General features: G+C 49.2%; 10 protein-coding genes. 2 read left to right on the plus strand and 8 right to left on the minus strand.

Going from position 1 to position 13,102, the window contains the following annotated elements; all coding sequences use genetic code 11:
- Positions 1-12: 12 nt before the first annotated feature.
- From ABJ225_RS05700 to ABJ225_RS05725, 6 genes are all read right to left on the minus strand, one after another.
- Positions 13-855, minus strand: coding sequence for a sulfurtransferase (locus ABJ225_RS05700; RefSeq protein ID WP_347318933.1), 843 nt, complete (start codon positions 853-855; stop codon positions 13-15).
- The gene (locus ABJ225_RS05705; protein WP_218246062.1) at positions 852-1,040 is read right to left on the minus strand and encodes a hypothetical protein; all 189 of its coding nucleotides are present in this window, start codon (positions 1,038-1,040) and stop codon (positions 852-854) included. Before ABJ225_RS05705 ends, ABJ225_RS05700 begins: the two co-directional genes overlap by 4 nt.
- Positions 1,027-4,608 (minus strand): dynamin family protein, encoded by a 3,582-nt coding sequence (locus ABJ225_RS05710; RefSeq protein ID WP_347318935.1) that lies wholly within the window; start codon positions 4,606-4,608, stop codon positions 1,027-1,029. Before ABJ225_RS05710 ends, ABJ225_RS05705 begins: the two co-directional genes overlap by 14 nt.
- 171 nt (positions 4,609-4,779) lie before the next feature.
- Positions 4,780-4,971, minus strand: a complete 192-nt coding sequence (locus tag ABJ225_RS05715; RefSeq protein WP_238281324.1) for a hypothetical protein — start codon at positions 4,969-4,971, stop codon at positions 4,780-4,782.
- A 35-nt stretch (positions 4,972-5,006) separates the two neighbouring features.
- Entirely contained in the window at positions 5,007-5,573 is a 567-nt protein-coding gene (locus ABJ225_RS05720) for an isoprenylcysteine carboxyl methyltransferase family protein (protein ID WP_218246064.1), read from the minus strand.
- Between the two features lie 2 nt (positions 5,574-5,575).
- Positions 5,576-6,640 (minus strand): type III polyketide synthase, encoded by a 1,065-nt coding sequence (locus tag ABJ225_RS05725; protein ID WP_218246324.1) that lies wholly within the window; start codon positions 6,638-6,640, stop codon positions 5,576-5,578.
- Positions 6,641-7,149: 509 nt separating this feature from the next.
- Between ABJ225_RS05725 and ABJ225_RS05730 the strand changes: the two genes are divergently transcribed.
- Positions 7,150-7,626, plus strand: a complete 477-nt coding sequence (locus ABJ225_RS05730; protein WP_079516271.1) for a cupredoxin domain-containing protein — start codon at positions 7,150-7,152, stop codon at positions 7,624-7,626.
- A gap of 1 nt (position 7,627) precedes the next feature.
- Complete coding sequence (locus ABJ225_RS05735; protein ID WP_218246065.1) at positions 7,628-9,262, plus strand: b(o/a)3-type cytochrome-c oxidase subunit 1; 1,635 nt, start codon at positions 7,628-7,630, stop codon at positions 9,260-9,262.
- Between the two features lie 137 nt (positions 9,263-9,399).
- On the opposite strand, the gene ABJ225_RS05740 is transcribed toward ABJ225_RS05735, so the two are convergent.
- Positions 9,400-10,911 carry a carboxypeptidase M32 gene (locus ABJ225_RS05740; protein WP_347318938.1) on the minus strand — a complete coding sequence of 504 codons (1,512 nt, stop codon included), beginning with the start codon at positions 10,909-10,911 and terminating at the stop codon, positions 9,400-9,402.
- Positions 10,912-11,076: 165 nt separating this feature from the next.
- The gene (locus tag ABJ225_RS05745; RefSeq protein WP_218246067.1) at positions 11,077-12,993 is read right to left on the minus strand and encodes an ATP-dependent DNA helicase; all 1,917 of its coding nucleotides are present in this window, start codon (positions 12,991-12,993) and stop codon (positions 11,077-11,079) included.
- Positions 12,994-13,102: the final 109 nt, after the last annotated feature.

Here is a 13,102-nt window from a genome sequence, read left to right on the forward strand (position 1 = left end):
TAGATATACGGCTTACTGGTTGGAAATACCCGGATTCGCCACTTTGTGTTCAGGGTAGGAAACCCAGTCGCTGTAGCTTCCGGCATACAATCTGACATCTTCAAACCCTGATTCGAGCATAGAGATGATATTCGGGGTGGCCGTAATTCCTGAACCGCAATAAACGATGACCCGCTGTTTTTTGTCCAACCCGGCGTACCGATGTTCCTGGAATTCCAGATCAAGGTATCTTCCATCTTGGAGTGCATCCAGCCATGGAAAATTGACGGCACCGGGGATATGACCCGCTACACGGTCGAGTGGTTCTTCCTCTCCTCGATATCTCGCACTGCTCCTTGAATCGATGAGGGCCACATCACTCTCTCCACGTGCAATGAACCTTACTTCCTCTACCCCTGCCAACATGTCCTCTTTTATAGTAGGTTGATAATGACTTTCCTTAGGAGAAGGAACTTCTTTTGTGACGGGGAAGCCCTTTTTCCTCCATTCCTTCAGACCACCATCCATTACATAGACCTTTTCATGACCGATAAAGCGGAACAGCCACCAGCCCCTTGCAGCAGGGGCAGCGTCTCCGCCATCATAGAGGACGATGGTCGAATCTTGATGGATGCCGGCTTTTCCGACTTTATCCACGAAAACAGCTAAATCGGGCAGCGGGTGACGTCCACCGTGTTCTTGGACTGGACCGCTAAGATCCTGACCAAGGTCGAAGTGGACGGCTCCCGGTATATGTTCTTCATTATAAAGACTTGATCCTTCACCGGTGGATAGGACTGCTTGACAATCGATCACAGCGAGTGACGGATCCCCTAAGCGTTCGTAGACCCACTCACAGCTTTTGATGAAGTTCATGATTTCCACCCTCTCTTTTCCATTAATTTCACAACCTGATCTTTAGGTACCCAGCAGTCGAACCGGTAGGATGGCTGGGTATCGAAGCCTAGACGTGCACACATGTAGCGCGTTCCCCCGTCGTCTTTGTAAGCACGGAAATGGATGCAGCTGGCACAGACGTGGAAAGGATTAGGCTTCGGCATTCTTCACATCCTCCAGACGTGCAAGATCCGATGCCAGACTTTCAAGGTCCAGCACTTGGGTCGTCACGTTGATGAGCGCGTCGAGCTGCTCTGATAACTGTTCCTTGGAATCGACCATCAGCTTTTCATGGTCCCTTTCCAGTAGGGATTCAGCCCACGTTGATAGGCGTGTTTCTTCTGTTGAAAGATAGGCATCTGCAGGAGACGAAAGGGATTTTTCCACTCTTTCCTGTATTTCTTTCTTCCCTCCACCTTCAAAGAAGTGCTTGGCATTTTTAAACGAGTGGAACGCACTCTTCACATCTGCTTCCTGAAGCCCTTCGGTAAATTCGATAGACGGCCGGTCGTCAAAATCAGGCTGAGCTAGGTAAAGCTCTGATTCCATTGCTTTGATCCGCCTTTCCAACTCCTCCATCTTCCCTTTCAATGCCCGGTCGATGAATCGCTCGATCCGGAGTGAGGTCGCCCTCATTTCCTGTGTAAAATCATAGGATATGCTCTGCTTCAACTCTTCTGCTCCGGCAGAGATGGCTTCGCCGGGGTTCCCATTTGAAGGGAATTTCCCTGGATGGAAGGCTTCCTTGAAGAAATCGGGGAGCCTGTAGAACACCCTTTGCTTCACATAGTTTAGGAGCTCAGAAAGTTCTTGACGCATTTCGGTGAGTAGAGGGGCTGGTGTTTCCGCATTCAACATGCGTAGGACACCCTCTTTCGTTTCCAAAAGTTGCTCCCTGCGACTTTCCTTGGATGCCTGATCCGTTGAGGCGAATCCCACCCACTGACGGAATCGGTTGTAGCCCCTTTCCCATTCGTGGATGGCAGCATCGATACTCATCTGTACGAGTTCCTCTTCTATGAAGGAGTGGAATGCCTCCCTGAACGGGATCATTCCCGAGGCCGCTTCTTCCTCCATGGCCTGAAGGGAGGAGACACCGTAAATGCGAGGGAAACGGATGCCGTACTGCAGGAGCTGGGACTCCACGTAGCCGAGGACTTCATCTTTTTCTTCTTCGTTTGCGGCAAGGTCGATGGCATTCACGATGAAGAACATTTTATCAAGTTCGAAAGAATCCTTCACCCTTCCAAGCTGAATGAGGAATTCCCTATCGGCTTTGGCAAAAGCGTGATTGTAATACGTAACGAAAAGGACGGCATCCGCATTCTTGATGTACTCGAACGCCACTCCTGTATGACGTGCATTGATGGAATCGGCACCCGGCGTATCCACAAGGGTGATCCCCTGACGTGTAAGGGGACAATCATAATAAAGATCAATGCTCTCCACGAAACATGAGCGTGATTCATCGGCTACGTATGTGCGGTACTCGTCGATCGGTACTCGTTTGACAGAGCCTAGATCCGCTGCAAGCTTTTCATAACCTGAGTGGAAGGCCGACAGGAAGGACCGATGGACATTTTCCCGATCCTTCGACTGAAGGATCGATGGAATCAACGAGTAAACCGACTCCAAGGAATCCGCCTTTTCACCAAAATGGGAAAGGGAGTGATTCAGGTCACCAAGCATCTGCTGAGGTGATTTGAAATGAATATCGGCGGTCTCATGCACGTGATGATCCGATACCGGACAGATCCTATTGATCGAAGCCGTAGTGGGATTCGGACTTACAGGCAAAACCGATCGTCCGAGGAGGGCATTGGCAAAGGAAGATTTGCCTGCGCTGAATGCTCCGAACAAGGCGATTGTAAATGATTGATTGGAGATGCGCTCCCGTTTCCCTCTAAGGTAACCCGCAGTTCTCCGGAATCCTTCATACTTGGTGAAAACTTCTTCAAGGACAGTCAGCTTTCTGGCGGCTTCTTCCCTGGTTATACGGTCAGGCGATTCTTTGAGAAGCTCGGGGGCCTCCGAGTGAATCTCCTCCGTGGTTGTGGCCGAAGGTTTTTCAAGATCTTCCTGACTGCGGTAATGGGTATGTCTGATGTCCCACTTCTTCAGCCAGGATGACACGATCCCCTCCAAAACGGTCGGGTCTCCCGTTCCTTTACGGATGAGGGTGGCTTGCTCCAATCGCTCTTCTTCGACCTGGTTCCATTTCAAAAACACAGCCGTTTTTTCCTGCACAGTCCGAAGTTCTTCTTCCATACGCTCATTTTCATCTGCAAATGCCGTGTTTACCTCTTCTATCATTTCTGTCAGGAGGTCGTTGGTTTCGAACCGGCACCTCTTCTTGATCTCTTCTGCCAGTTCATTGCAGTATTGAAGGACATAATCCCCATTCAATCCTGCCCCCTCACGGATAACGTCCGTGATGAAAGCCGGATCGACTTCAAGAGACAATTCGTCCCATCTCTCAATGAATTGTCCGGAAAGACCGGCACTTCTCACTAATTTTTTCCCAAGGGTCCTGATATGCCACTGAAGCTGTGAGTCGATTCTGCCATTGAGATCGGAGAGGAAGGCATCCAGCCTCAATTCCTTCTCTTCTTCGGTTTTCTGGCCCGTGAAGAGGAAGCCTACTTTGAAGCCTTTTTGACGACTTTCAAGAAACCGTTCCGCCAATTCCCTCGTTTCAAAAGGCATGAGATACGCATTCTTAAGGATATCGGCCCGCTCCTCTTCGAATGTATTCCTTATTCCGGTCCTGGCCAATAATCGGTCTAGCAGTTCTTTTTCCAGGGTGAACGCACTGTCCATATCTTCCCATTCTTTATCTTCAAGTCCACTTTCTTCCTTTAGATGGTCAAGTTTGGTTTTATACCATTCATCATGCTCATGGATCAATTGGGAGAGGGAAGCTTGAAGGGAGTCCTCGATAAGGGATTGTCTATTCGTAACCTGTCGTTCAACGAGTTCCTCCAGTTCAGGCAGGTCATTCCCCTCCATATCCGGTTTCCTGAGGCTCGTATAAAAAATGCCTTCCGGCTCCACTCCCCACGATTGGAACGCATCCTTCACAGCCGTCTTGAAATCCCCGAAAGAGATTTCCCTTTCATTATGTTTATCGATCTGATTGATCACAAGATACTGCTTTACTCCGTGCAGGCTCAGTTCCCTGGTGAATTCAAAGTTCACCTGTGATTGGACATGGTTGTAATCCATCACGTAAAATACAGCATCCGCCAGATGCAGGGCAGACTCCGTTGACAGACGGTGAGCATCATCCGTGCTATCTACACCGGGAGTATCAAGGATGGATACATGTTTATCCATATTCGACCTGCCGATTTCAACCGAATATACATCACGATCCTTGCACCATTCCCTCACTTTGTCCTCATCATACGGGGAAGGAATGTAGACAGGATGCTGATGCTGATAGTAGATCATGGCATAGTCAGAATCCGTTTTCTTCACCTTTACCAAGTTGGCACTGGTGGGTATGGGGGATGCGGGAAGGACACTGTCGCCAATAAGGTGATTGATCATACTGGACTTCCCTGCGGAAAAATGTCCGCAGAATGCAAGGATGAGCTCCTCCTCATACATTTTTTCAGCCAAGCGTTCAGCCTTCTCAACCCGTTCCTCGTCGCCCGCCAAACGGAATCGCTCACTGAGGGAAGCGATTGTTTGCATGGATGTATGTATGGTTCGTTTCGTTGTATTCATTGGACAATCCTCTTTTCAACCCGAGTTATGGTAACGCTTCTATTTTAGCGCATTTCCGTTATATTCTCTATGATATTCTCCCTTGAAGTGTTTGGTTTACCCAACCTTCATTTCTCCGAGCCCGCTCTTTTTCTACACAAAAAAACCACCCCGGCAGGATGGTTTTGGAAGTTATCTGGTCGTTTCGTTCGGAATGAGATTGGACCTTGAGGCGGTTCGCTTCTCGAACTTCAATGCCGTTTTACGAGGTTTTTCAGCTTTCATCACGTTGGAAAATACATATTTCATCACAAATCCGTAAACCAGCACCGTCAGTAGTACAAGAAACCAAACCATATACGTCCACTCCTTAATGAGAATCATCTTCAATTAGATCTTATCAAAAACGATAATCATTTTCAATAGGAATCGCTATTTTTTCTGAAAACGGGGTATCCCCTTGTCCTTCCATGCTTGTCGCGGTAGTCGGTTTCATTCCGTAAAGCCCGTTCTTCTTCGGGAATCCTGACAGAAAGCATCCACTGATTGAGGAGGGTGAACAAGACCATTGTGAGATAGGCATTGAAAAGCAGCGGAACTAGGATGAGTTCCAGGGTAACGATCAGGTAATTGGGATGTTTGAAAAAACGGTATGGACCTTTTGCTACAACATGGGCACCCTTGCAAACGATGATCTTCGTATTCCAGTAGCGACCAAGGGATACGATGGCCCACACCCTCCCGCACTGCACAGCAAGGAATAGGGCGAACAAAGGAATCCAATATGGATTCAACTCGAATCCTATGCTCCATGCTTCCATGAGAAGGACAAGAAAGAAAGCGGCATGCATGGCCACCATCCATTTGTAGTGATTTTGTCCGTATTCTACACCTCCCCGCTCCTTCATCCATTTTTCATTGGAACGGGCGATGAGGAGTTCCCCGAGCCTCTGGAGGATCAGGATCATGAATATGACGCCAAACATGTTCATCCCTCCCACCTGAGCAACAATAATTCGGAGCTGAATCCCGGTCCAAGTGCCATGGCAAGGCCATGCTCCCCTTCTTTACCTGCATGCAGCATTTCCTTCATCACATACAGGATCGTAGCGGACGACATATTTCCGTATTCCTGCAGGACAGCAAGGGACGGGGCCATCATGGTTTTGGGGAATCCGAGTGATTTTTCATACGCATCTAGTACTTTCTTCCCCCCGGGATGGGCCACGAATTGCAGGATATCGGCAAGGCCCACTCCTTCTTTCCGGAGGAACTCTTCAACATTCGGTCTCAGCCATGTTTCTACGAGATTTGGGATGGACTTCGAGAATACGACATACAGTCCTTCATTCCGAACTTCCCACCCCATGACGTCCAGAGAGTTCCGCAGGAGGGTCGATCGAGTCGAGATGACCCGAGGGAGCGGCTTATCTCGTTTTTGCAGAAGGGGGCTGTCATCTCCGCACAAAACGGCGCATCCGATACCGTCGGCAAATAAAGAGGTTCCGATCAAATTGCTTTTGGAACGGTCCCCGTGCTGGAAGGTGAGGGAGCAAAGTTCGACGGCTAGGACGAGCACCGTCGAGGATGGAAAGGCACGGCAATACTCATGGGCCCTTGCCAGGCCGCTCGCTCCGCCGGCGCAGCCAAGACCCCAGATCGGAATCCGTTTGATATGTGGATCAAGACCCAGTTCATTCATGATCCTCGCTTCGATGGAAGGGGTTGCGATTCCAGAGGTGGAGATGGTGAAGATCGCCTCCACTGGCCCCCCTCCTATCGTTTCAAGCGCTTTTCTTACAGCATCTTTGCCCAATTGTACAGCAAACTTGATGTATTCTTCATTTTTTTCTTCGAAGGAGTGTGCAGAGCCGAACCACTCCAAATCCTTTACAAAATACCTGCTGTTGATCTCCCCGTTTTGGAAAACGGTCAGTAGTCGATCAATATCTTTGAAACTTTCCTGAAAAAGCTGTTTGGCGAAAACGGAGGCATCCTCCTGATCGATGCGATGAGGGGGGATCGCCGTTTCAACTGAATAAATGACAGGCACGCTCAATCCATCTCCTTGTTTTACAGATATGGATAGAATCCCCTGTTCACGATGGAACCATGCATGCACTCATGTCTTTTTGGGCTGATGGTGAAGGATGATATCAATCTCTATATCTGCCGGGGCCAGGCAGAATCTGCATGACTGTTTCCTGTCATAAAGAAAACAGCAGTGGCTGCAATAAAAACGTTTCATATTCATTCCCCCATTCCTTTTTAACACTATATGCCGACATTTCCTTCTCAAGGCAATGAAATCTTCGTGACCTTCACATTCTGTTCAAAAGTAGTGTGACTTATATCACAGAAGTCTCCCGGCAGTTCAGCTAAGATGAGGAGGAAGGAACAATCAGGATGGGAGTGAGGAAGGTGAAAGATCCTCAAAAGAAAGACAGCTCTTTACAGGGGACCTTCGTGTCTGTATTGGCTATGGGACTCTTTTTGGCCTTGAGCTGGCTAGGGGTATTTCTCTTATTCATGTCGCGATTTTAACGCAAGGAGTGATGAGTCATGCATATGCATCGTTATGAAAAATGGTGGTTGACGCTTGGGACGGGTGCCCTTGTCCTTTTCTTATTCATACTGGGGGTCAGCGCCTTTCATCAGGGTCATAAGCCACCGAGTGCCAAGGCATTTATCAATCCTGAACGGGTGGATGCAACAGCCCCTTTCGACCAACCGGGTCTGAAGGAGGTAACCGGAAAAGACTGGGATTACGAATTGGTGATCGTCGCCTCTGCTTTTCATTATGAGCCTGGGGAATTCACCGTACCAAAGGGCTCAAAGGTGAAGATCATGGCTACAACCAAAGATGTGATCCACGGCTTTGAAGTAGCGGGTACCAACATCAATATGATGCTTGAACCCGGTTATGTCAGTGAATATGTGACCACGCTCGATCGAACAGGTGAATTCCTGATCGTGTGCAATGAATACTGCGGGGCGGGACATCATACGATGAAATCCATGCTGAAGGTGGTAGAGTAATATGAAAAAGATGTCTGACACGCGGGGTAGAAGCCTCTCTCTCGCCCATTTGTATGTCGCTTATTCCGCCCTGGCACTGGGGGGACTCGCTGGTCTGCTGCAGGTTCTGATCCGCTCCGGCGGCTTGACCCTGCCTGCTGGGATTGGATACTATCAGATCCTGACCGTCCACGGGGTGCTATTAGGATTGATTCTCACCACTTTTTTCATCATCGGCTTCCTTCATGCCTCCATCATCCGGACTGCGGGACCCTACTCCAACCGTTCAATTGTATTGGGGTGGCTGGGATTCTGGATCATGCTCATAGGCACCCTCATGAGTGCAACCATGATCTTGTTGAATGAGGCAACCGTGCTCTATACCTTTTACGCCCCCCTCATGGCCCATTGGCTATTTTACCTCGGCCTCACCTTCGTGGTCGTGGGGAGCTGGTTCTCCGGCGCCGCCATGATTTCAGCCTATCGTCATTGGAGAAAAGAACACCCTGGTCAGACGAGCCCATTATTGACCTTCATGGCGATCATCACCATCGTACTTTGGATCATTGCCACGCTCGGGGTCGCAGGGACAATTCTCTTTCAACTTCTTCCATGGTCCCTCGGCATCGTTGAGCGGGTCGATGTGTTGACGAGCAGGACGCTGTTCTGGTATTTCGGTCACCCCCTTGTCTATTTTTGGCTGCTTCCCGCCTATATGGCCTGGTATGCCGTCATTCCGAAAGTCATCGGCGGCAGGGTATTTTCAGACTCACTTGCCAGACTATCTTTTCTTTTATTCCTGTTGTTCTCGATTCCCGTCGGATTCCACCACCAGCTCGTGGAGCCCGGGATCGATGCCTTTTGGAAGTACCTCCAGGTTGTGCTCACCTTCATGGTGGTCATCCCCTCCCTCATGACCGCCTTTTCGCTCTTTGCCACGTTTGAAATCAGGGGAAGGGAGCTCGGGTCAAAGGGTTTATTCGGCTGGCTGCGAAAACTTCCTTGGAAGGATGCTCGCTTTACGGTCCCTTTCATTGGAATGCTCGCTTTCATACCTGCAGGCGCAGGTGGATTGATCAACGCTTCCAACCAGATGAATCAGGTGGTTCATAACACCATCTGGGTGACGGGTCATTTCCACCTCACCCTTGCGACGACCGTTGTCCTTACGTTCTTTGGAATCTCCTATTGGCTCATCCCCCATCTGACGGGACGTGTCCTCACAAAAGAGATGAACAGGCTTGCCATCATACAGGCAATCGTTTGGACGGTGGGGATGGGCATCATGTCCTTGTCCATGCATGCAGCCGGATTGCTCGGAGCACCGAGACGATCAGCGTTCTCCACTTATGGGGATGCCCCGCAGGCACTTGCCTGGATCCCTTATCAGGCAGCTCAGGCAATAGGAGGTACGATTCTTTTCATCGGCATCATCCTTGTTCTCTATATCGTGGTGAACCTGGCCTTCTTTTCACCAAAAGGCACCGAAACATTTCCTGTCGCTGATTCCGGATCTGCCAAGACCCCGAAAGCCCTTGAGGACTGGCGCATCTGGCTGACCATCCTCACCGCCCTGATCCTGATTGCTTACAGTGTCCCTTTCATTGATATGATCCAACAGGCACCCCCCGCGTCGAAGGGATATCGCCTTTGGTGACAGGAAACAGGCATGGAGATTTGTTCACGTGTGTTTCGGAATAAAGATGGTTTGAATAAAAAATCCGAACGGATTCGACTTTCTCCAGGGAAAGTAGGATGATCGTTCGGATTTTTTTCCTACCCATATCCTCCGGGTCAGAGAGAATAGACGCCGGCATACTTCTCTGTGAGGTAGTCCGCGAGGTATTTGGCATTCAATCCCTCACCGGTGACGTCTTCAAGAATTTCCAAAGGTTTTTTCAGTTTGCCCCATTGATGGACCCTCTCCGTCAACCATTCCTTCACGGGTACGAGATTCCCCTCTTCCAGAAGCTGATCAAAGTTCTGAATATCTTCTCTCATGGCTTCCCTGAATTGGGCAGCGTACATATATCCGAGTGCGTAAGAAGGGAAATACCCGAAACTCCCGCCGGCCCAGTGTACATCCTGCAGGACCCCTTCGCCATCGTTAGACGGACGGATGCCGAGATACTCTTCATATTTTTCATTCCAGATGCGCGGGAGATCTTTTACCTCGATCTCATCGTTGAATAGGCCCTTCTCGATTTCATAGCGGATGATGATATGCAGTGCATACGTCAACTCATCTGCTTCGATCCGGATCAGGGAAGGTTTGGATTCATTGATGGCACGGTAAAATTCTTCGAGGCCAACCTCATCGAATTGCCCCGTGCTGAAGTCTTTCAATAGGGCATAATTCTTTCTCCAGAAGGAAAGATTCCTGCCCACGAAATTTTCATAGAAAAGTGACTGAGATTCGTGTATTCCCATGGAGGTTCCTGTACAAAGAGGCGTCCCGATGAGCTTTTCTGATATATTTTGCTCGTAGAGGGCATGTCCCCCTTCATGGATCGTACCGAATACGGCCGTCCGCCAGTCCTTTTCATCATACTTCGTGGTGACCCTGACGTCCCCGGGATTCAAGCCGATGGCAAATGGATGGACCGTTTCATCAAGGCGTCCGGCACTGAAATCATACCCCATCTGTTCGAGGACCTTGAGACTGAAGTCCTTTTGCTTTTCCTTAGGGAAATGTTCGAAGAGGAATTCTGTCCGCGGCGCTTCTGCATGCAATATTTTATGTACGAGCGGAACGATTTTGCCTTTGAGTTCATTGAACACTTCATCCAGTACACCGACTGTCACGCCAGGTTCGTATAAGTCGAGCAGGGTATCATATTTGTTCTCTCCGTACCCCCAATAGTCGATGAACCGTTTTGTCGTGGCCACAAGTTTTTCAAGGTACGGCTGGAACATGGAGAAGTCTCCTTTTTCTTTTGCCTCTTCCCAGATACCCTCGGCTTTTGATTGAAGGACAACATAGTCCCGGTATTCCTTGGCCGGTATCTTCTTATTCCGGTCGTACTCCTTTTGACATTCTTCCAACAGGGCACTCGTGATCTCATCAAGATCGTCGGTAACCGGCGTCAGCTTCGCCAGATAGGCTGCCATCTCACTTGATGTGGACATTTCGAATACTTCAGACGAAAGCATACCGATGACTTCGGAGCGCTGTGAGGCACCCTTCTTCGGTGCACCCGTCCTCAGATCCCAGAACATGAGTCCCAATGCTTCATTATAGGCGCTCATCTTACTTGAGTATTCCTTGAATGCTGTACTCACTTTTTTAATCTCTTCTTTATTCATGGTTCATTCCCCCTTTACCCTCCTATTTTACCATAAAAGTCAGACTAGGCAGATGATTCAATCTTGAAATCAGCGGGTCTTTCACCGGTGGGGCTTACATACCACCGAATCGGAATAAAAAACGGCTCCACCCGCCCTTGGAAAGGACGGAATGGAGCCGGCTCTTCATGCTTCAATGGATTCAATGCCCACAGGCAGGATTGCCTGTACTTCTTTTTGGAATGCCTGGTCGCTTTCATTCAGGAGGATATGGATGCTTCCACGGTCGCCTTCCGTCCTGATCAAGCGTCCGATCCCCTGGCGAAGACGGAGGAGCATGTATGGAATATCGACTTCTGCTTCAGCATTGCCACTATGCTTCCGCTTTGCATCGAAAACGGGATCCTTCGGAGGGAACGGCAGGGAATGGATCACCACTTGGGAAAGGGATGAACCCGGAATATCGAGACCTTCCCATAAATGATAGGAACACAGGACGGAAGATTCATCTTCCTGGAAACGCTTGACCGTATCACTGATCTCCCTGTCCCCCTCGTAGATCACATCGAAGGGTACGTCCTGTTCATTCATATGTCCCCTGAAGGCTTCCATTTCTTCTTTTGAGTTGAACAACACAAGGGACCTTCCTCCATGGTCGATCAATCGGCTGTCAATATAGCCGTATGATTCCGACCGTTGAATATGAGGCAGGCTCACACTCATCACTTCGTCGTACTCATATGGGGATTCGACGGAGAACGATTCATACGAAGCGATGCCCAGAGACGACGATACATAAGAAAAATCACCGTGGTAAGACAGGGTTGCAGAAGAGAAGATGAAAGGGATGTTTTGGGAAAACACATGTTCTTTCAAGATTTCTTCCACGAGCCTTGGCATGACGACGAAGGTTTCTTCTTTGTCGGTCGATTCCAGCCAGTAAATCCCCTTATCATCCTCCACATAAAGCTTCAGTGAATAATGGATCTGTTCGAGGTATTCCTCCACCACCTTGAGAAGATATTCCTCTACCACATACATTTCCGATTCAAATACAAGTTCATTCAGGAGACCTTCAATCCTGGAAGCGAGGCCTTTTGCATGAACCAGAATATGAGGAGCACGGGATACATAGTGCCGATCGCTTCCAGCCACCTTGTTCGACTCTTCTTCCAGAAGCTCGAACCAGCGGTCGTTATCAGCAAGGATTTCTTCGATCAGATAAAGTGTTTCCTCCCGAAGATCGGAAGCAGATAACCGCTCCAATAGATGTTCGATGGTTTCTTTTGTCATTCGGTAGGTCATGGCTTTTTGGGAAGCGTACTCCAATAGATGTCCTTCATCAAAGACGACAGAGCTTGCTTCAGGGAGAAGGGGGAGCTGTCCTTCCCTTTTTCGGGAGTCCTTCGTCCAGATATGCTCCATATAGAAATCATGGGAGCAGATGATCAGATCTTTTGCCTGTCGGTAATGCTCCCGGTGCAATGTCAGACCGCAGCGGTGGCGTTTCGGACAGGCCATGCAGTCTTGAAGGGGATCCCATGCGATGGGTGCCCACTCTTCATCTGAGAGTTCTGCGTATTCCTTTCTGTCACCATAAGGATAAAATCCCGACATGGACCCACTCTCGTGGACGAACGACGGGAGGTCACCCCAGATCCGCTCGTATTCGTCATGAGCAGACAGATTATCCTCGAGCTTTTTGATACAAAGGTATTGATCGCGTGATTTTGCCAGGCGGACATCGATATCGAGGCCGAGTGCCTCCTGGAGCTTGTCCACATCGCCACCCTCTTTGACGATCTGCTCGATGAGGGTCTCATCCGCACACGATATGATGGCGGGCTTACCCGTGTATCGCGCATAGCTTAAGGCATAGAGCAGGTAAACAAGGGTCTTTCCGGTTCCGACCCCCGCTTCTGCAAATATGACCTGATTCTGTTTATAGGCCTGATTGAGTTGAAATGCCATGAACACCTGTTCATCACGCAGATCAAAGCCTTTTTCAGGCAGAATATCGTAAAACACATCTCCGACCCAGTCGGATAATGCTTCATAGAATGATTGTTCCTTCGATAAGGGGAACGGCAGCGTTTGTCTCATAAAATCCTCCTACATGAACACAGTATATCTACTTTACTAGATTTCCCACGGGATGAAAAGCAGCAGCACATAAAAAGAGAGCACCCTCCGTCCGCCGTGGGACCGGATG

The organism is Rossellomorea sp. RS05 (assembly GCF_039822645.1).
Taxonomy (GTDB): Bacteria; Bacillota; Bacilli; order Bacillales; family Bacillaceae_B; genus Rossellomorea; species Rossellomorea marisflavi_B.

Bases quoted from the DNA above. Each gene is read 5' to 3' on its own strand.
- ABJ225_RS05700 (WP_347318933.1), bottom strand. From the start codon at position 855: ATGAACTTCATCAAAAGCTGTGAGTGGGTCTACGAACGCTTAGGGGAT.
- ABJ225_RS05705 (WP_218246062.1), bottom strand. From the start codon at position 1,040: ATGCCGAAGCCTAATCCTTTCCACGTCTGTGCCAGCTGCATCCATTTC.
- ABJ225_RS05710 (WP_347318935.1), bottom strand. From the start codon at position 4,608: ATGAATACAACGAAACGAACCATACATACATCCATGCAAACAATCGCT.
- ABJ225_RS05715 (WP_238281324.1), bottom strand. From the start codon at position 4,971: ATGATTCTCATTAAGGAGTGGACGTATATGGTTTGGTTTCTTGTACTA.
- ABJ225_RS05720 (WP_218246064.1), bottom strand. From the start codon at position 5,573: ATGTTTGGCGTCATATTCATGATCCTGATCCTCCAGAGGCTCGGGGAA.
- ABJ225_RS05730 (WP_079516271.1), top strand. From the start codon at position 7,150: ATGCATATGCATCGTTATGAAAAATGGTGGTTGACGCTTGGGACGGGT.
- ABJ225_RS05735 (WP_218246065.1), top strand. From the start codon at position 7,628: ATGAAAAAGATGTCTGACACGCGGGGTAGAAGCCTCTCTCTCGCCCAT.
- ABJ225_RS05740 (WP_347318938.1), bottom strand. From the start codon at position 10,911: ATGAATAAAGAAGAGATTAAAAAAGTGAGTACAGCATTCAAGGAATAC.
- ABJ225_RS05745 (WP_218246067.1), bottom strand. From the start codon at position 12,993: ATGAGACAAACGCTGCCGTTCCCCTTATCGAAGGAACAATCATTCTAT.